Below are 18,374 nucleotides of genomic sequence, written 5' to 3'. Positions count from 1 at the left end.
GGTGCGGATGCGGCGATTTCGCGCGAAATCGCCACCTGTCCCCCGAGAGCGCGTCGGTGTCCGAGCGCTGCCGAAGGTCCCTCCGGTCCCCCGTCCCGGAGGGACCTTCGGCTTTCACGCCGTGGTCATGACCTCGTAGAGGTTCCCGGTTTCGTCGGCGAAGAACAGGCCGCGGGGGCACAGCGGGTGGTCGGTGCGGCCGTTGGCGGGATCGCGCGGGCTGTTGCCGTAGGACACGCCCCGCGCCTGCAGCCGCGCGACGATCTGGTCGAGCTCCGCCGGTTCCACGTCGAACGCGAGGTGGTGCGGTTCCGCCCCCGGCACGGTCATGAACTGCAGGGTCAGCGAGTCGTTGACCGCGACCGGCGCGAACTTCCCGTCGATGCCGTCCGGCGGCAGGCGCCGCAGGCCCATGATCCCGGCGAAGAAGTCCGCCTCCGCGTCGTTGTCCCGGGCCGGGACGATCGTGTGGTTCAGGGTGACCGTCATTTCGCCTCCTCGATCGCGCCGTGCAGGAAGACCTCGACGATCTCGGCGGTTTCGACGGGTGCGGGCTCCCCCGTCCGCGGCCGCACGAACAGCAGCCCGAGGAACATCGCCGCCAACTTCTCCGGCGCCAACCGCAAGGACTCCCGCTCCGGCTCGAACAGCTCCGCTATCGCATCGCGGACCTGCCGCATGGACTCCGCCCGGTCGTCGGCCGCCGGCCGCTCCCGGTCCGCGCCGCGCTGGCCGCGCAACTGCCCGGAAGCGTGCAGGGATCCGACCACCGCGCCCATCCGCTCCAGGTGCGCGGCCAGCGCGTCGGCCGCATCGACGAGCCGCTGCGCCAACGGCTCGTCGATCGAAATCGAGCCGATCTCGCGCACCACATGGTCCGGCCGGACGGCTTCCGCCACGCACGCCCCCAGCAGTTCGTCCTTGTCCGCGAAGACGCGGAAGATCGTCGCCTCACCGATCCCCGCGGCCCGCGCGATGCGGCTCGTCGTCACGGCCGCCCCGTGCTCCGCGACGAGCGGCACGGCCGCCGCGATGATCATCGCCCTCCGCTCTTCCGGACTCATCCCCGGCGCCCTGCGCCGCGTCTTCGCTTCCGCCATGCCCCCAAAGTACGGAGTGAGCACTCACTCCGTCAAGAAAGAAGTGAGCACTCACTCCGCACACGAGCGAAGACTGAACGGTTTCCGCTGGTCATGTGGCCCGTGCGTGTTTTGTGTTGCCATAGCAGCACAAAACGCACACGGCCGATTTCAGGCCGGATCGACGTAGCGCATGACGAGCGTTGCGGAAACGTCCTCGTCGAGGGCCTGGTAGACGTGGTCGACGCCGCCGTCGAAGCGGATGTAGTCGCCCGGGCCGAGCGTTTCCGGCGCGGATTCCGGGCCGGCGACCAGGGTTCCGGAGTGCACCAGCAGCTGCTCGACCACGCGCGGCCGGTGCGCGGCCGAGACGTACCGGCTTCCGGCGCGCACGTGCAGCCGGTACACCTCCAGCTGCTGGCCGCCGCCGAACACCCGGTCCATCAGCTGCACGTCCACCGTCCGCCCCGAGAGGTCCGAGCCGCTGGCCCGGCTGACCACCACCGCCGGCTCCGCGATGGCTTCGGACTCCGCGACGAGCAGCCATCCCAGCGGCACGTCGAGCACCGTCGCGAGCGCGTACAGCGTCTCCAGCGTCGGATTGCGCCGCCCCGCCTCAAGCTCGGAGAGCGTGCCCTTGCCGATGTCGGCCCGGCGGGCGGTCTCGGACAGCGACAGTCCACGCAGGGCCCGGGCGGCGCGCAGGTTCGCGCCCACCACCTTGACCAGCTCCACCGCTTCCTCCTAGCATCGCATCGTTCCATAAACAGAACGGAATCCCACAGTGCAGTTGCGGCAACAGCTCCCGACCGCCCCGCCGATGTCCACATTGGTCTCCGGTGCCATCACCACGCTGGTCGGCGTGGTGAGCTCCGCTGCCATCGTCTTCCAGGCCGCGCGGACCCTCGGCGCGGGCCCCGCGGAAATCGGCTCGTGGATCCTCGCGCTCGGCGCGGGCATCGGCGTCACCTCGATCGCACTGTCCCTCCGCTACCGCGCGCCGGTCGTGCTGGCGTGGTCCACGCCGGGTGCCGCGCTGCTGGCCACGAGCGGTCAAGGTACCTCGATGGCGGAGGCCGTCGGCGCGTTCCTGATCGCCGCGGCGCTGACGGTGCTGGTCGGGCTCACCGGCTGGTTCGAGCGGGCGGTCAACCTGATCCCGTCGTCGATCGCATCCGCGCTGCTCGGCGGCGTGCTGCTGCAGTTCGGGCTCGGCCTGTTCACCACCATGCAGACCCAGTTCTGGCTGGTGCTGGCGATGCTGGTGGGCTACCTGCTCGGCAAGCGGCTGCTGTCCCGGTACGCGGTGCTCATCGCGCTCGTGATCGGCGTGGTGTTCGCCGCCGTCCAGGGCTCGTTGCACTTCGACGGCGTCGGCTTCGCGCTCGCCACACCGGTGTGGACCTGGCCGAGCTGGTCGCTGCACGCCACGATCAGCCTGGCCGTGCCGCTGTTCGTCATCACGATGACCTCGCAGAACCTGCCGGGAATGGTGACGCTGCGCGCCCACGGCTACTCGACGCCGGTCTCGCCGATCCTGTCCTGGACCGGGGCGGTGAACGTGGTGCTGGCGCCGCTGGGCTGCTTCGGCATCAACCTCGCGGCGATCACCGCCGCGCTGTGCATGGGCCGCGACGCGCACGAGGACCCGGCGCAGCGCTACAAGGCCAGCATCGCCTCGGGCGTCTGCTACCTGCTCTTGGGGATCTTCGGGGCGATGCTCGGCAGCCTCATCGCCGCCTTCCCGATCGCGCTGGTCACCGCGCTCGCCGGGATCGGCCTGCTGGACACCATCGGCGGCTCGCTGGCCAAGGCCACCGAGGACCCGGGCAGCCGCACCGCCGCGCTGATCGCGTTCCTGGTGACGGCCTCGGGCGTGACCGCCTTCGGCATCGCCTCGGTGTTCTGGGGCCTGCTCGCCGGCCTCGCCACCCACCTGATCACCAGGAGAGGATGATGTGGAACGGCCTGCCCGCCTCCGTCGCCGAGGCGGGCAGGCCGTCTTCATCGCAGGATCAGCCGATCGTCGTGGTGGTCAGGACCGGGTTGGGGTTCGGGAAGCACCGCGACGGCACGTTCTGGTCGCCGATGATCGACCCCACCACGGCCGTGAAGGTCAGGCCCGGGTCGTCGTGGCTGGTGCCGTGCAGCTTGGTCTCGATCGTGCCGGATTCACCGGCCGTGAGGTGCGCGGTCACGGTGGGCAGCTCGAACTCCGAGCCGCCGGCGATCGGACCGTCCAGGTGGAGCGTGGCGACGTTGCCGTCCACCGTGAACGTCGGCGGGTTCGGCCCGAGACCGGAGCCGCCCGCCAGGTCCGCGGAGACGAGCGTGGTGTTCGCCGGGATCGGGATCTTCAGGTCCATGCCCTCGATCCGCTTCACGGTGTACCCGTTGACCTCGGCGGGCACGGTGTTCGGACCCGGGTCGATCACGATGTCGAGCGCCCCGCCGGGAGCGACCGAGGCCGGCGCGGTGACGTCGGCGGCCTGCTGCAGGGCGAACTTCTGCTCCCCTACCGGGGAGTCACCGGCGCAGTCGAAGTTGATGTCGAATGCGGCGGCCATGGCTTGGGGGGTCAACGCGAGCGCCGTGGCCGCGGCGACCGCCGCGGTGATGGCGGCACGTCTACCACGAAGAAGGGACTTCATTGGCCTCACCTCGCAGAATCGGTGAACGAAAGGGGCGAGCCGCGCGGCGACCGAAATACTTACTGACGAGTAAACTCGGCGTCAACGCGAAGGCATTTCACAGAATTCACAGCCCGCACCGAGCACCACGGCCCGCTGTCCCCGGCTCCGCGCACAACCGCCGATGGGCTGGACCACGTTGCGACATGCGTGTTCTGGCGAAGCTCTATCGGCCCGATTCGCAACCCGGCGTGATCGAGGAGCTCCATTGGTGGTAGTTACACGCTCACCCGGGGCAAGGCCGCGGCCCGCGGCGCGCGCTCGCCCGAACGCCGACCAGGTGCACCCGTTCCGACCAGCGCCATTCCGGATCGACAGGAGGATTTCCCATGCGTCTCGGACTCGCCCTCCCCCAGTTCGGCCCCTTCGCGGACCCGACCCTGGTGCCGGCGATCGCGGCCGAAGCCGAAGCGCTCGGCTTCGGAAGCCTCTGGACCGGCGAACGCGTGCACGCCGCCACCGCCCCGAGCACGCCATACCCGGGCGGCACCATGCCCGAGCAGTTCCGCAGTGGCCTCGACCCGATGCTCGTGCTGACCCTCGCGGCGAACGCCACCACGCGCCCGCTGCTGGGCACCAGCACGCTCAACGCCCCGCTGCACCCGCCGATCCACCTGGCCCGCAGCCTCGCCGGGATCGACCGGCTCAGCGGCGGCCGGGTCATCGCCGGGCTCGGGCTCGGCTGGTCGCGCGACGAGTACGACGCCGTCGCGGTGCCGTGGCGGGAGCGCGGCGCCCGGCTGGACGAGACGCTGGACGTGCTGGAAAGCCTCTGGGCGGCCGACCCCGTGCAGCACGACGGCAGGTTCTGGACCATCAGCCCCGGCGACTTCCGGCCCAAGCCGGTGCAGCAACACCTGCCGATCTACCTGGGCGGACTCTCCCCCGCCGCGTTCCGGCGCATCGGTCGCCGCGCGGACGGCTGGCTCGGCGTGGCGCTGCCGGCGGAGGAGCTGCGGGGCGCGCTCGCGAGCATCGGCGACCAGGCGCGGGACGCCGGGCGCGGGCCGATCGCCACGGCCCTGCGCATCAACGTCGCGGTCCACGCCGCGGCGACGGAGAGGCCGGGGACCGGCCCGGTCGAGCAGCTCGTCGACTACCTGCACGAGGTGGCGGAGCTGGGCATCGACGACGCGTTCGTGGACCTGCAGTTCACCACCTCGACCCCGGCCGAACTCCTGGACCTCGCGGCCAGGATCCGCAACGCCTTCGAAACCACCGTCTGACGCCCAATCCCAACTCCACCGAAAACCGTGCCACCCAACCCGGGCGACCGAAGGAGCGCCCGATTTTGCCTAAAATTGGGACATCCCGACCCCTCGCGCCGAGGTTCGCCACGAGTACGGGTTCCGATTTTGCCTAAAATTGGGGATGTCTCGGGTCCCGCCGGGCTCGGTGGGGAGGGTTGCTTCCGATTTTGCCTAAAATTGGGCGGGCTTCGCCGTCAGGCGAAGCTTCGGCCGGCCGAGGCGCGGTGGAGATCGCGCAGCAGGCTCACCTCGGCGCCGTGGTGGAACAGCTCGCGGTTGAGGTGCAGCGCCAGCGCCACGTAGCTGCGGTCGGCGAACGGCCCCTCCGCCGGGCCGACCGGCTTCTCCCAGCCCTCGGCGTCGAGCGCGCCGATCCCGTTGCGCCACAACGCCTTCTGCTCGTCCAAGTAGGCCAGCGCCGCCGCCGCGGTGCCCGGGTAGTCGTGGTTGTCCATCCGGTACGAGGCGTCGCCGAAGTGGTTGTTGGCGCGCATCGCGAAGACGTGCCCGGAGATGTGGCTGAGCCGCCAGGCGATCGTGGTGAACGGCGGCGGCACCGGCTCCGGGTAGCTGAAGTCCATCGCCCAGCCGTCGTCCACCCGCCGCAGCGACCAGCACCCGGCGACCGGCTCCCAGAAGTACTCCTCGTCGGTCAGGCCATCGAGGCCTGGGCGCCACATCGTCCAGTAGAAGTCGAGCTGATCCAGCACTTCCGCCCGCCAGTCCATGCCGCGAGCCTAGACGAGCAGTACCGATGTGCTCGGTGACCAAAGGCGATCAGTGCTCGTGCGGCGCGTTGGCCGGTGTGGCGGTCGTGCCACCTGGGGCCGCCTTGGCGGTCGCCGCAGCGCGGGACCTGTCGGCACAGGGACACGTCCGGGGAAAGCTGGTCCTCTCGATCGCACCTCGACTCTGACAACACCGGCGGGCACCCGGCGAAACCGACGGCGGCACAGCCCGCAGTTCGCCGGGCGCCCGTCGGCAGGCGCGACGACCTCCCGGACGAATCGCCGCTGAACAGCACTCCCGGCGTGCGTGTTCACACCGGAACCACTCGTCCAGGTCCGACCTGGGGCGACCGCCCGGATTTCGCGGAACACCACTCGAGGTGAGCAGCAGGGTCTAGCGCACATACCGTCTAGTCGGTACGGTCCTGGGCATGGGTTCCAGTGACGCGACGCCGGAGATCCGGGCGGCGATCTTCGACTACGGCGGCGTGCTGACCACGCCCGGCCGCACCGCCATCCGGGCCTGGACCGAGCACGAGCGGATCCGCCCGGAGACCTTCTCCGCCGCGATCAAGGACTGGCTGTCCCGCAACGCCCCCGCGGGCACCCCGATCCACCAGCTGGAGACCGGCGAGATTACCGCCGACGAGTTCGACCTCACCCTGGCGAAGCGGCTGCGCACCGTCGACGACGAGCCGGTCGCGCCCGACGGGCTGATGGGACGGATGTTCGCGCGGATGCGCAGCGAGCCCGCCATGCTCGACCTGGTTCGCCGGCTGCGCGACTGCGGCGTGCGGACCGCGCTGCTGTCCAACAGCTGGGGCAACAACTACCCCTGGGAATTGCTCGACGGGCTCTTCGAGTGCACGGTGATCTCCGGCGAGGTAGGACTCCGCAAGCCCGATCCGCGCATCTACGAACTGACCCTGGACCGGCTCGGCCTCACCGCAGGCGAAGCGGTGTTCGTCGACGACGGCGCCCCGAACATCGAAGCCGCCGAGCGCCTCGGACTGCACGCGGTGCTGCACACCGACGTCGCCGCGACCCTCGCCCGGCTCACCGAGCTCGTCCCGGCCCTGCGCCGGAGCGTCCCGCAAGGCAAGGAGAGTTCATGAACGCCCAACCGTCGCCCGGCGAGCTGCCCGGCCTCGACCTGGACCGGCTGCGCGCGCACCTCGACGCCGAGCTGCCCGGCCTGGTCGGCGGCCCGCTGACCGGCGAACTCGTCCAAGGCGGCCGGTCGAACCTGACCTACCTCGTCGGCGACGGTGCGAACCGGTGGGTGGTGCGCCGCCCGCCGCTGGGCCACGTGCTGGCCACCGCGCACGACATGAGCCGCGAGTTCCGGGTGATGTCCGCACTGGCCGGCACGCCCGTGCCGGTGCCTGAGACCCACCTGCTGTGCCAGGACGAGGACGTCATCGGGGCCCCGTTCTACGTGATGGAGTACGTGCCGGGCACCGTCTACCGCACGCCGAAGCTGACCGATCAGCTCGCCCCGCAGCAGCGCGTCGACCTGGCCTTGCAGCTGATGGACGTGCTCGCCGACCTGCACTCGATCGACCCGGGGTCCGTCGGGCTGGGCGAATTCGGCCGCCCCGAGGGATTCCTGGAACGGCAGGTGCGCCGCTGGAGCAAGCAGCTGGCCGCCTCGCACAGCCGCGACATCGACGGCATCGAGGAGCTCGCCGCCCGGCTGGCCCGGACCGTCCCCGGCACGCCGCGTGCCGGCATCGTGCACGGCGACTACCGGCTGGACAACGTGATCGTCGGCGACGACCAGCACATCCGGGCCGTCCTGGACTGGGAGATGGCGACCGTCGGCGATCCGCTCACCGACCTCGGGCTGCTCGCCGTGTACTGGGAGGGCTTCAACGGCGTCGAGCGCAACCCCATCGCCAAGGGCGTCGGCCCCGAGTACGGCTTCCCCACCGCCCGGCAGCTGCTGGACCGCTACGCCGAACGCAGCGGCACCGATCTGTCCGAAATGGACTGGTACCTGGCGTTCGGGTTCTTCAAGATCGCCGTGATCCTGGAAGGGATCCACTACCGCTTCATCCACAACCAGACCGTCGGCGAGGGCTTCGAGCACGTCGGCGCTCTGGTGGCACCGCTGGTCGACCAGGGTCTCGCCACCCTCAAGGAGGAATGAGATGGATTTCGGCTACGACGAACGCACCGAGGAGCTGCGCAAGCAGCTGCTGGATTTCATGGACTCCCACGTCTACCCCGCCGAACCGGTGTTCCTCGAACAGCTGGCCGCGGGCGACGACCCGTGGTCGGCGCACCCGCCGATCATGGAGGACCTCAAGGCCGAGGCCCGCAAGCGCGGCCTGTGGAACCTGTTCCTTCCCGGTGAGCACGGCGCCGGGCTGACCAACCTCCAGTACGCGCCGCTGGCCGAGATCATGGGCCGGGTCGGGCGGCTGGCCCCGGAGGCCACCAACTGCGCCGCGCCGGACACCGGCAACATGGAGGTGCTGTCGCTGTTCGGCACCGAGCAGCAGAAGAAGCAGTGGCTGCAGCCGCTGCTGGACGGCGAGATCCGCTCCGCGTTCTGCATGACCGAACCCGACGTCGCCTCCTCCGACGCCACCAACATCGGCACCCGCATCGAGCGCGACGGCGACCACTACGTGATCAACGGCCGCAAGTGGTTCTCCTCCGGCGCGATGAGCCCGCGCTGCAAGATCCTGATCGTGATGGGCAAGACCGACCCGGACGCCGAGCGACACCGCCAGCAGAGCCAGATCCTGGTGCCCAAGGACACGCCCGGCGTGCAGGTCATCCGCAGCATGAACGTGTTCGGCTACGACGACGCCGACCACGGTGGGCACGCCGAGATCGTGTTCGACAACGTCCGGGTGCCGGCGGAGAACATCATCGCCGGCGAGGGCGAGGGCTTCGCGATCGCCCAGGCCCGGCTCGGGCCGGGCCGCATCCACCACTGCATGCGCGCCATCGGGATGGCCGAGCGGGCGCTGGAGCTGATGTGCCGCCGTGCCAACGAGCGAATCGCCTTCGGCAAGCCGCTGGCCGAGCAGGGCGTGGTGCAGCACTGGATCGCCGAGTCGCGGGTGAAGATCGAGCAGGCCCGGCTGCTGGTGCTCAAGACCGCGTGGCTGATGGACACCGTCGGCAACCAGGGCGCGCACACCGAGATCCAGGCGATCAAGGTCGGGGTGCCGGAGATGGTCACCTGGGTGATCGACCGCGCCATCCAGGCGCACGGCGGCGGTGGCGTCAGCCAGGAGTTCCCGCTGGCCAACCTGTACGCGCACGCGCGCACCCTGCACATCGTCGACGGTCCCGACGAGGTGCACCGCCGCTCGCTGGCCCGCCGGGAGCTGAAGAAGTACCGCTGATCGCTCGTGAGTGGTAGTGGTCGCTGGAACGTCCACTACCACTCACGACCCCAACCACAACCAAACCTGCGAGGAGATCAAATGGCAGACAGTCGTGTCGCGATCGTCACCGGTGCCGCGCGCGGAATCGGGGCGGCCACTGCGAAGCGCCTGGCCGAGGACGGCTTCGCCGTGGCGATCATCGACCTCGACGAGAAGCAGTGCGCCGACACGGTGTCGGCCATCGAGTCCAGCGGCGGCAAGGCGCTGGCGGTCGGCTGCGACGTCAGCGACGCCGGGCAGGTGCAGGCCGCGGTCGACCGCATCGCCGCCGAGCTCGGCGGGCCGACGGTGCTGGTCAACAACGCCGGCGTCATCCGGGACAACATGCTGTTCAAGATGTCCGAGGACGACTGGGACACGGTGATGAACGTGCACCTGCGCGGCGCGTTCCTGATGAGCCGCGCCGTGCAGAAGCACATGGTCGAGGCCAAGTGGGGCCGGATCGTGAACCTCTCCAGCACCTCCGCGCTGGGCAACCGCGGCCAGGCCAACTACTCCACCGCCAAGGCCGGGCTGCAGGGCCTGACCAAGACGCTGGCCATCGAGCTCGGCAAGTTCGGCGTCACCGCCAACGCCATCGCGCCCGGCTTCATCGCCACCGACATGACCAAGGCGACCGCCGAGCGGGTCGGGATGGGCTTCGAGGACTTCACCAAGGCCGCGGCGAGCCAGATCCCGGTGGCCCGCGTCGGCCAGCCGGAGGACATCGCCAACACGGTGTCGTTCTTCGCCGACGAGCGCTCCGGGTTCGTCTCCGGCCAGGTGATCTACGTGGCCGGCGGGCCGAAGGCGTGATGACCGTGGACGCCGACGAACTCCGCGGCAAGGTAGGGGAATTCCTCGCCGCGAACGATCCCGCGAAGATGGACCGGCTGGAGTTCCTGCGGGCCCGCTTCGACGCCGGGCTGGCGTGGGTGCACTTCCCCGCCGGCCTCGGCGGCCTGGGCGCCGCGCGGGAGCTGCAGCCGGTGGTGGACGCCGCCTTCGCCGAGGCCGGTGCGCCGGACAACAAGCCGCAGCTGAACGTCATCGGGCTGGGCATGGCCGCCCCGACGATCCTGCGCTTCGGCAACGACGAGCAGCGCCGCCGCTATCTCCGTCCCCTGTGGACCGGGGAGGAGATCTGGTGCCAGCTGTTCAGCGAGCCGGGCGCGGGCTCGGACCTCGCCGCGCTGTCCACCCGGGCCGTGCGCGATGATGGGGGCACCTCCCGCTCGAGCGAAGCCGAGAGCGGGGGAGAATGGGTGGTGGACGGGCAGAAGGTCTGGACGTCGCTGGCGCACCAGGCCCGCTGGGCGATCCTGGTCGCCCGCTCCGACCCGGACCAGCCCAAGCACAAGGGCCTGAGCTACTTCATCTGCGACATGACCGCGCCGGGCGTGGAAGTCCGCCCGCTGCGGCAGATCACCGGCGAAGCCGAGTTCAACGAGGTGTTCCTGACCGGGGTCCGGATCCCGGACTCCCAGCGCCTCGGCGAGGTCGGCCAGGGCTGGCAGGTCGCGCTGGGCACCCTGATGAACGAGCGGGTCGCCATCGGCGGGCGCGCGCCCGCGCGGGAAGGCGGCATGATCGGCCTCGCCGCGCAGGCGTGGCGCGAGCACCCCGAGAAGCGGACGCACGGCCTGCACGACCGGCTCCTGCGGCTGTGGGTCGAGACCGAGGCGACCCGGCTGACCAGCATCCGGCTGCGCCAGCAGCTCGCCATCGGCGAACCCGGCCCCGAGGGCTCCGCGGTCAAGGTCGCCTACTCCGAGCAGAACCAGGCGATCACCGGGTTCGAGCTGGAGTTCCTCGGCGAACCGGGCCTGGCCTACGACGACTGGACGTTCCGCCAGCCCGAGTACACCGACTTCGTCAAGCGCGGCCCCGGTTTCCGGTACCTGCGGGCGAAGGGCAACTCGATCGAGGGCGGCACCACCGAGATCCTGCGCAACATCATCGCCGAACGGGTGCTGGGCCTGCCGCCGGAGATCCGCACCGACAAGGACCGGCCGTGGAAGGAGCTGCCGCGATGAGCGCCCCGGACCTGCTCTACAGCGAAGTCGAAGAGGACCTGCGCTCGAACGTCCGCCGGCTGCTGCGGGACCGGTGCGACTGGACCGCGGTGCTGGCCCGCTGCGAGACCGACGAGCCCTACGACCTCGCGCTGTGGCGGACCCTCGCCGGCGAGCTCGGGCTCGCCGCGCTGCTGGTGCCCGAGGACCTCGGCGGCGCCGGGGCCAGTGCCCGGGAGCTGTCGGTGGTGGCCGAGGAGATCGGCCGGTCCGTCGCGCCGGTGCCGTTCCTGAGCAACCTGCTGACCACCGCCACGCTGGTGGCCTGCGCGGACGAGCCGCGGGTGCGGGAGATCCTGCCGCAGTTCATCGACGGCTCGCAGCTCGGCACCGTCGCCGTCGGGCTGACCACCGTGCCCTACGGCGCGTTCCCGCAGTCGGTGAAGGCCGACGGCGCCGCGCTGACCGGCTCGGTGTCGGCGGTGGTGGACCTGGAGGTCGCCGACTACGTGGTCGTGCCCGCCGCCGACGCGGACGGCGCGGCGCTGTACCTGGTGGACACCTCGGTGTCCGGGGTGTCGCGGACGCCCACGACCTCACTGGACCTCACCAGGCGGTTCGGCACGCTCGCCCTGGACGGGGCGGTCGGCGAGCGGATCGCGGCCGGCGCCGACGCCGAGCGGATCCTCCGGCAGGCGCTGGTGACCGCGGCCGGGCTGCTGGGCGCCGAGCAGGTCGGGCTGGCCCAGCAATGCCTGGACGCCACCGTGGAGTACGCCAAGACCCGCTACCAGTTCGGCCGCCAGATCGGCTCGTTCCAGGCGGTCAAGCACCGGCTGGCCGACCTGTGGGCGGCGGTGAGCTCGGGGCGGGCCGTGGCCCGCAACGCCGCCGACGCCCTGGCGCGCGGCGACGAGTCGGCGGAACTCGAGGTCGCCATCGCCCAGGCCTACTGCTCCGAGCTGGTCGTGCGGGCCGCGGAAGAGCACCTGCAGCTGCACGGCGGCATCGGGATGACCTGGGAGCACTCGGCGCACCTCTACCTGGGCCGGGCCAAGAGCTCCCAGCTCACCTTCGGCATCGCCGAGGCGCACCGGCAGCGCATCGGCGAACTCGCCGACCTGCCCACGCCGTAGGCCTGCGCGGATCGGGGCTCGTGAGTGCGGATTCCGGTTCTTACCGGAATGACCACTCACGAGCCCACGCACAGCTTTTCGTTGTCGCTCAAGGAGGTTTTGCGTTGCGGGTATTCAGCAGCAAGGAAGAGATCGTCGCCGCCAAGGGCGAGAAGCTCGGCACCAGCGAATGGCTCACCGTCACCCAGGAGCAGGTGAACCTGTTCGCCGATGCCACCCTGGACCACCAGTGGATCCACATCGACGTCGAGCGCGCCGAGCAGGGCCCGTTCGGCGGCCCGATCGCGCACGGGTTCCTCACCCTGAGCCTGCTGCCGAAGCTGAACTCCCAGACCTACAAGTTCGAGGGCGCCAAGATGGGGATCAACTACGGCCTGAACAAGGTCCGCTTCCCCAGCCCGGTCCTGGTCGGCTCGCGGGTCCGCTCCACCACAGAGCTCGCGGACGTGACCGAGGTGGCCGGCGGCCTCCAGCTGACCGTCAAGTCCACCATCGAGATCGAGGGCGGCGCGAAACCGGCCTGCGTGGCGGAGGGCCTCACCCGCGTGGTCTTCTGACCGGTTCTCCACGTGACGGGCACCAGCTGGGAACGCTCTGGCGAGCGGCCCAGGTGGTGCCCGCTGCTGTGACCACGAGTGCGGCGGAGCAAGTGAATTCCGCCGAGGCGGAAGCAGCAAGCGACTCCGGCGGTTCCGAAGGCGGACTTCCAGATCTTCCGGCGTTCTGGGCCCGGCCGGTGTACTAGTGGCAGGACGGCTGCTAAATTTTCGTTTCGTGAACGTTGGCGCGCGCTTTGAGCCTGGTTGCCGCACATGCGGCTGCCGGGCCCCTGCGCGCCGCGTGCGGGGCCGCCGAGTGCGGTACCACATCGGATGTGAGCCTGGGCAGGTCAACGGCCGGCGATGGCAGCACTGAGCTGATGCTCGACCTCGCGAGCTCATCGTGCTCGCGAGGGTGCTTTGCCACTCATACGCACCTGACCGCGGGCACGGTTGTGCCCGCGAGGAGACATCATGATGTGCCGCCGGTTCTTCTTCCCTGCCCAGAACAGCGATAGCGACGCCTATTTCGGCGCTTTCGGTGGATCATTCGTCCCGGAAGCACTGTTCGCGACCATCGACGAGCTCGCCGACGAGTACGCGGCGGCGAAGGCCGACCCTTCGTTCGTCGCGGAGTTCGATCGCCTGATGGCCCACTACGTCGGCCGCCCCAGCCCGCTGACCGAGGTCACCCGGTTCGCCGAGCAGGCGGGCGGCGCCCGCATCTTCCTCAAGCGCGAAGACCTGAACCACACGGGCTCCCACAAGATCAACAACGTGCTGGGGCAGGTGCTGCTGGCCAAGCGGATGGGCAAGTCCCGCGTGATCGCCGATACCGGCGCAGGTCAGCACGGCGTGGCCACTGCCACCGCGTGCGCGTTGCTCGGCCTGGAATGCACCGTCTACATGGGTGAGGTCGATACCCGGCGACAGGCGCTGAACGTGGCCCGCATGAAGGTTCTCGGCGCCGACGTGGTGCCGGTGACGTCCGGCAGCCGGACGCTCAAGGACGCGATCAACGAGGCGTTCCGGGACTGGGTGTCGACTGTCCGAAGTACCCACTACGCGTTCGGCACGGCAGCCGGGCCACATCCCTTCCCCACCCTGGTGCGCGACTTTCAACGGGTGATCGGTGTTGAAGCGCGCGGCCAGATCCTGGAACACGCCGGCCGGCTACCGGATGCGGTCGCGGCCTGCGTCGGAGGCGGTTCCAACGCCATCGGTCTTTTCCACGCCTTCCTGCCGGACGAGCACGTCGGGCTCTACGGCTTCGAAGCCGCCGGCGAAGGGCTTGGCGGCACGCGCCACGCAGCGACGATCGGTGCGGGATCGGCCGGTGTCCTGCACGGTTCGCGTTCGTACGTCCTGCAGGACGAGCAGGGGCAAACCCGGGAAACCCACTCGATCGCCGCCGGCCTGGACTATCCGGGGGTGGGAGCCGAACACTCCTATTTGCACGCCACCGGCCGCGCCCACTACCTGCCCGTCACCGACGCCGAGGCACTGGAAGCGTTGCTGCTGCTGTCTCGAACCGAAGGGATCATTCCCGCGCTCGAATCCAGCCACGCCTTGGCGGGCGCGTTGCGGCTCGGCCGGGAACTGGGCCCCGAAGCCGTCATCCTGGTCGGCCTGTCCGGACGCGGCGACAAGGACATGGGCACGGTCGCCCGCGAAGCGGGGTTCCTCGACGACCCGACCGCTGCGGAGGTGGCCCGATGACCGGCGGGATCGAGCAGCTCGACAACACCTTCACCCGCATCGCGCGACAGGATCGCGCCGCGCTCATCGGCTTCCTCCCGGCGGGCTTTCCAAGCGCCGGGGAGGACGTGCAGGTGCTGGCGGCGATGATCGACGGCGGCTGCGACATCATCGAGGTCGGAATGCCGTACAGCGACCCCATGCTGGACGGTCCGGTCAACCAGACCGCCTACGACCTCGCGCTGCGTGGTGGCGTCACCGCCGAAGCCGTCCTGAACACCGTCAGCGCGGTCACTTCCCGTGCGGCGGCGCCGGTGCTGGTCATGACGTACTGGAATTGCGTTGACCGCTACGGCGTCGAGGAGTTCGCGGCCGATCTCGCCGCGGCCGGCGGTGCGGGCTGCATCCTCCTGGATCTGCCGGTGCAGGAGTCGGCATCGTGGCGTCGTGCGGCCGGACGACACCGGCTCGCAACCGTTTTCGTGGCGGCACCGAGCACACCCGACGATCGCCTGCGCACGATCACGGCGGCGGGATCCGGTTTCGTCTACGCCGCATCCATCATGGGCGTGACCGGCGCACGCGAATCTGTCAGTGCTGATGCGGAGAAACTGGTGCGCCGCACGCGCGCGACCACAGCGCTGCCGGTGTGCGTAGGACTGGGTGTGGCTACCGGCGCCCAAGCTGCGCAGGTCGCCTGCTACGCCGATGGCGTCATCGTCGGGTCCGCATTCGTCCGGCAGCTGCTGGACGCACCCGACTTCCCCACCGGTCTCGCGCGCATCCGGCGGCTGACAGCGGAGTTGGCACGAGGTGTGCGCACCCGCCGCTCCGATGTCGACGCCGCGCCGCGGTCGTAAGGTCGTCCGGCCTCTCCCCTTGATCTGCTCCCGCGGCGCAGATCAAGGGGAGCTCCGGCCCCTGGTCAGGGTGCGATGTGGATGCCCATGCCGGGACCCAGGGGCAGGTCCGCGAAGTAGAAGACCGTCAGGATCAGGGCCCACACCAGCCAGAACGGGATCACGAACGGAACCATCCTGGCGACCAGGGTGCCCATCCCCGCGTTCGGTTCGTAGCGGCGCAGGTAGCCCAGGATGATGATCATGTACGGGTTCAGCGGCGTCATGATCTGCGTCGCCGAGTCGCCGACCCGGAACGCCGCCTGGGCGAAGCCCGGCTCGAAGCCGAGCAGCACGAACATCGGCACGAACACCGCCGCCATCAGCGTCCACAGGCTCGAACCCGAGATGATGAACAGGTTCAGCGTCGACGCCAGCACCATGAACCCGAGGAACGCCGGATAGCCGTCCAGGCCGAGCACGCGCAGCAGGTCCGCGCCCGAAACCGCCACCCACGCGCCGAGGTTCGTCCAGTTGAACAGCGCGATGAACTGGCCCAGCATGAACGCCAGCACCAGGAATCCGGTGAGGTCCCGCAGCGCGGCGGCCATCAGCTTCGGCACGTCGGCCGCGCGGCCGATCGCCCCGACGATCACGCCGTAGACGATGGCGGGCACCGCGAAGCCGAAGAAGATCAGCGTGGTCACCGAGTCCAGCAGCGGCGACTTCGGCAGGAATCCGCCGGTTTCGTTGCGCAGCGGCGAATCCGGCCACAGCACCAGCAGCAGCACCAGCCCGAACGCGATCAGGAACGCCACGCCCGCCCAGATCAGCCCGCGCCGCTCGGCGGGCTCCAGCGCCACCGCGGGCACCGGCTGGTCGGCCACTTCGGACGCCTCGCGGGGCACGCCGGTGCGCGCCAGGCGCGGCTCGATGACCTTGTCGATCAGCACCCCGGCCAGCAGCCCGAGCAGGATCGAGGACACCACGTTGAAGTAGTAGTTCGACACCGGCGTGACCGCGGTGCCGGCGTGCGGCAGGGTTTCGGCGACCTTGTTGCTGATCCCGGCGAACAGCGCGTCCAGGCTGGTGACCACCGGCGCGGTGGAGTACCCGGCGCCGGTGGCGGCGAAGCCGCCGAGCAGCCCGGCGACCGGGTGCCTGCCCGCCGCCTTGAACACCAGCGCGGCCAGCGGCGGGATGATGATCATCGACGAATCCGCCATCACGCTGGACGAGATCCCGACCAGCCCCACCGCGTACGGCAGCACCCAGCGCGGCGCCCCGCCGAAGGCGGCCCGGATCATCGCGGTGAGCAGCCCGGCCCGCTCCGCGAGCCCCACCGCCAGCATGATCGTGACCACGGTTTCCAGCGGCGGGAAGCCGATGAAGTTCTCCGCCATCTTGGTGAACAGGAACTCCAGGCCCTCGCCGCTGAACGCGCCGCGGATCCGCGTCACCTCGTCGGCGCCGGGGATCTGCACGGTGACGCCGAAGGCGGCGACCACCGTGGACACCACCGCCACGACGAGGAACAACAGGCCGAAGAGGATGAACGGTTCGGGGAGCTTGTTGCCGACCCGCTCCACCAGGTTCAGCACGCGGTCGAGCCTCGGTGGCCGGGCGGCCCGGGTTTCACTGCTCATGCTGGCTCCTGCAGCCGGAGGGAAAAGCGCAAGCAGCAGCGAACCTGCCGGGACCGCCCGGCGCAACCCCCGGCGGCGGATTGATCGATCCGCGCAACACGACCGAAACCGGCGACCGGCCGTGAGTGCTTTCGGCTGCTGCGGCGACCAAAAGCACTCACGACACCCCGGCCGCTACCGGGGCTCGATGCGCTCCAGCACCACCACGGGAATGACGCGCCGCGTACGCGCCTCGTACGTCCGGTACACCGGCGCCATGTCGACCATCAGCTGCCAGAGCCGCTCGCGCTCCGCGCCCTCCGCCGTGCGGGCCCGCACGGCGAAGCGCTCGCCGCGGATCTGGACCTCGGCCTCGGGGTTCGCGGCCAGGTTCAGGTACCACTTCGGGTGCGTGTGCGTGATCGCCGAACCCGACGCCACGAGCACGAACCGACCGTCGTCCTCGCCGAAGAACAGACCCGTCCGGTACAGCTTCCCGGTCTTGCGGCCGCGGTCGGTGAGCACCAGGTTCGTCGCCCCGCCCTCGTGGAAGCCGCTCTCGCCGTTGGTCGCGAGGTACCGGCGCACGTGCTCGGCGACCGACGGGTCGGGGCTGTCCAGCACCTCGGCCACGTCAGTGACCCCCCAGTCCCTGCGCGAAACCACCGTCGACCGCCAGCTCGACGTTCGTGGTGAACGTCGCGCCCTCGGCCAGGAAGAGCGCCGCGGCGGCGACTTCCTCGACGGTGCCGTTGCGGCGCAGCGGGGTCGACTCGTCGCCCTGCCGCTCGAACTCCCGGCGCTCCTCGTCGGACAGGTCCGCCACGCCCATCGTCGGCGTCTTGATGTACCCCGGAGCCACGCTGTTCACGCGGATCTTCTTCGGCAGCAGCTCCACCGAGAGCACGTGGGCGAACGCGCGCATCGCTTCCTTCGACGCCGAATAGGCGCTCAGGCCGGGGAACACGACGTCGTTGGCGACCGTGGTGAACACCACCGCACCGCCCTCGTTGAGCAGCGGTGCGAGCCGCTGCACGGTGAAGAACGCGCCCTTGGTGTTGACCGCGAAGTGCCGGTCCCACGCCTCCTCGGTCACCTCGGCGAGCTCGGCGAACTGCGCGATGCCGTGGTTGATGAAGAGGTGGTCGACGCTGCCGAGGTGCTCACCCACGAAGTCACCGAGCGCGGCGATGTCGGCCATGCTGGCCGCGTCGGAGCGCACGACGTGCGCCTTCTCGCCCTTGAGCGCGGTGCGCGCTTCCTCGATGTTCCGCTCGTTGCGGCCGGTGAGCACCACCTCCGCACCGCGGGAGAGCAGCTCGCGCACGATCGCCAGTCCCATGCCGTGGGTGCCGCCGGTGACAACAGCCTTCTTCATGACTTACTCCG

20 protein-coding genes are annotated in these 18,374 nt (G+C 70.1%); 12 read left to right on the top strand and 8 right to left on the bottom strand.

The window, feature by feature from the left end; all coding sequences use genetic code 11:
- Positions 1-114 precede the first annotated feature (114 nt).
- From AC07EQ_RS17965 to AC07EQ_RS17955, 3 genes are all read right to left on the bottom strand, one after another.
- Complete coding sequence (locus AC07EQ_RS17965) at positions 115-489, bottom strand: VOC family protein (protein WP_478389035.1); 375 nt, start codon at positions 487-489, stop codon at positions 115-117.
- Positions 486-1,100: a TetR/AcrR family transcriptional regulator gene (locus tag AC07EQ_RS17960; RefSeq protein ID WP_478389034.1), complete on the bottom strand. Its 615-nt coding sequence runs from the start codon at positions 1,098-1,100 to the stop codon at positions 486-488. The genes AC07EQ_RS17965 and AC07EQ_RS17960 overlap by 4 nt, the downstream gene beginning before the upstream one ends.
- Before the next feature lie 150 nt (positions 1,101-1,250).
- Positions 1,251-1,814, bottom strand: coding sequence for a helix-turn-helix domain-containing protein (locus tag AC07EQ_RS17955; RefSeq protein ID WP_478389033.1), 564 nt, complete (start codon positions 1,812-1,814; stop codon positions 1,251-1,253).
- A gap of 49 nt (positions 1,815-1,863) precedes the next feature.
- Here AC07EQ_RS17955 and AC07EQ_RS17950 point away from each other — a divergent pair, with 49 nt between their 5' ends.
- Positions 1,864-3,036, top strand: coding sequence for a benzoate/H(+) symporter BenE family transporter (locus tag AC07EQ_RS17950; protein ID WP_478389032.1), 1,173 nt, complete (start codon positions 1,864-1,866; stop codon positions 3,034-3,036).
- A 58-nt stretch (positions 3,037-3,094) separates the two neighbouring features.
- On the opposite strand, the gene AC07EQ_RS17945 is transcribed toward AC07EQ_RS17950, so the two are convergent.
- Complete coding sequence (locus tag AC07EQ_RS17945) at positions 3,095-3,730, bottom strand: cyclase (RefSeq protein ID WP_478389031.1); 636 nt, start codon at positions 3,728-3,730, stop codon at positions 3,095-3,097.
- A 368-nt stretch (positions 3,731-4,098) separates the two neighbouring features.
- Here AC07EQ_RS17945 and AC07EQ_RS17940 point away from each other — a divergent pair, with 368 nt between their 5' ends.
- Positions 4,099-4,995, top strand: coding sequence for a TIGR03619 family F420-dependent LLM class oxidoreductase (locus tag AC07EQ_RS17940; protein ID WP_478389030.1), 897 nt, complete (start codon positions 4,099-4,101; stop codon positions 4,993-4,995).
- 218 nt (positions 4,996-5,213) lie between these two features.
- On the opposite strand, the gene AC07EQ_RS17935 is transcribed toward AC07EQ_RS17940, so the two are convergent.
- Positions 5,214-5,747: a DinB family protein gene (locus AC07EQ_RS17935; RefSeq protein WP_478389029.1), complete on the bottom strand. Its 534-nt coding sequence runs from the start codon at positions 5,745-5,747 to the stop codon at positions 5,214-5,216.
- 431 nt (positions 5,748-6,178) lie between these two features.
- Between AC07EQ_RS17935 and AC07EQ_RS17930 the strand changes: the two genes are divergently transcribed.
- The 10 genes from AC07EQ_RS17930 to trpA all read left to right on the top strand — a co-directional run bounded on the left by AC07EQ_RS17930 (position 6,179) and on the right by trpA (position 15,381).
- Positions 6,179-6,862 (top strand): HAD family hydrolase, encoded by a 684-nt coding sequence (locus AC07EQ_RS17930; RefSeq protein WP_478389028.1) that lies wholly within the window; start codon positions 6,179-6,181, stop codon positions 6,860-6,862.
- The gene (locus AC07EQ_RS17925; protein ID WP_478389027.1) at positions 6,859-7,899 is read left to right on the top strand and encodes a phosphotransferase family protein; all 1,041 of its coding nucleotides are present in this window, start codon (positions 6,859-6,861) and stop codon (positions 7,897-7,899) included. The genes AC07EQ_RS17930 and AC07EQ_RS17925 overlap by 4 nt, the downstream gene beginning before the upstream one ends.
- A 1-nt stretch (position 7,900) precedes the next feature.
- Positions 7,901-9,112 (top strand): acyl-CoA dehydrogenase family protein, encoded by a 1,212-nt coding sequence (locus tag AC07EQ_RS17920; RefSeq protein ID WP_358572602.1) that lies wholly within the window; start codon positions 7,901-7,903, stop codon positions 9,110-9,112.
- Positions 9,113-9,193: 81 nt separating this feature from the next.
- A complete protein-coding gene (gene fabG / locus AC07EQ_RS17915) occupies positions 9,194-9,949 on the top strand; it encodes a 3-oxoacyl-ACP reductase FabG (protein WP_478389026.1) in 756 nt (251 codons plus the stop codon).
- Positions 9,949-11,169, top strand: coding sequence for an acyl-CoA dehydrogenase family protein (locus AC07EQ_RS17910; RefSeq protein ID WP_478389025.1), 1,221 nt, complete (start codon positions 9,949-9,951; stop codon positions 11,167-11,169). The genes fabG and AC07EQ_RS17910 overlap by 1 nt, the downstream gene beginning before the upstream one ends.
- On the top strand, positions 11,166-12,284 hold the full coding sequence (locus AC07EQ_RS17905) for an acyl-CoA dehydrogenase family protein (RefSeq protein ID WP_478389024.1): 1,119 nt from the start codon (positions 11,166-11,168) through the stop codon (positions 12,282-12,284). The genes AC07EQ_RS17910 and AC07EQ_RS17905 overlap by 4 nt, the downstream gene beginning before the upstream one ends.
- Positions 12,285-12,388: 104 nt before the next feature.
- Positions 12,389-12,841: a MaoC family dehydratase gene (locus AC07EQ_RS17900; protein WP_132487543.1), complete on the top strand. Its 453-nt coding sequence runs from the start codon at positions 12,389-12,391 to the stop codon at positions 12,839-12,841.
- Positions 12,842-13,028: 187 nt separating this feature from the next.
- A complete protein-coding gene (trpM, locus tag AC07EQ_RS17895) occupies positions 13,029-13,199 on the top strand; it encodes a tryptophan biosynthesis modulator TrpM (RefSeq protein WP_478389023.1) in 171 nt (56 codons plus the stop codon).
- A gap of 98 nt (positions 13,200-13,297) precedes the next feature.
- Positions 13,298-14,542 carry a tryptophan synthase subunit beta gene (trpB, locus tag AC07EQ_RS17890; protein WP_478389022.1) on the top strand — a complete coding sequence of 415 codons (1,245 nt, stop codon included), beginning with the start codon at positions 13,298-13,300 and terminating at the stop codon, positions 14,540-14,542.
- Between the two features lie 8 nt (positions 14,543-14,550).
- The gene (gene trpA / locus AC07EQ_RS17885) at positions 14,551-15,381 is read left to right on the top strand and encodes a tryptophan synthase subunit alpha (RefSeq protein WP_478389154.1); all 831 of its coding nucleotides are present in this window, start codon (positions 14,551-14,553) and stop codon (positions 15,379-15,381) included.
- 65 nt (positions 15,382-15,446) lie between these two features.
- On the opposite strand, the gene AC07EQ_RS17880 is transcribed toward trpA, so the two are convergent.
- The 3 genes from AC07EQ_RS17880 to AC07EQ_RS17870 all read right to left on the bottom strand — a co-directional run bounded on the left by AC07EQ_RS17880 (position 15,447) and on the right by AC07EQ_RS17870 (position 18,363).
- Positions 15,447-17,006 (bottom strand): AbgT family transporter, encoded by a 1,560-nt coding sequence (locus AC07EQ_RS17880; protein WP_478389021.1) that lies wholly within the window; start codon positions 17,004-17,006, stop codon positions 15,447-15,449.
- Between the two features lie 174 nt (positions 17,007-17,180).
- Entirely contained in the window at positions 17,181-17,618 is a 438-nt protein-coding gene (locus tag AC07EQ_RS17875) for a nitroreductase family deazaflavin-dependent oxidoreductase (protein WP_478389020.1), read from the bottom strand.
- Position 17,619: 1 nt separating this feature from the next.
- Positions 17,620-18,363 carry an SDR family oxidoreductase gene (locus tag AC07EQ_RS17870; RefSeq protein ID WP_478389019.1) on the bottom strand — a complete coding sequence of 248 codons (744 nt, stop codon included), beginning with the start codon at positions 18,361-18,363 and terminating at the stop codon, positions 17,620-17,622.
- Positions 18,364-18,374: the final 11 nt, after the last annotated feature.

The sequence above is a fragment of the Saccharopolyspora sp. NPDC045839 genome (assembly GCF_056431645.1).
The sequence above is the reverse complement of the archived record's forward strand: the minus strand, read 5'-3'. Positions and strand labels throughout refer to the sequence as shown.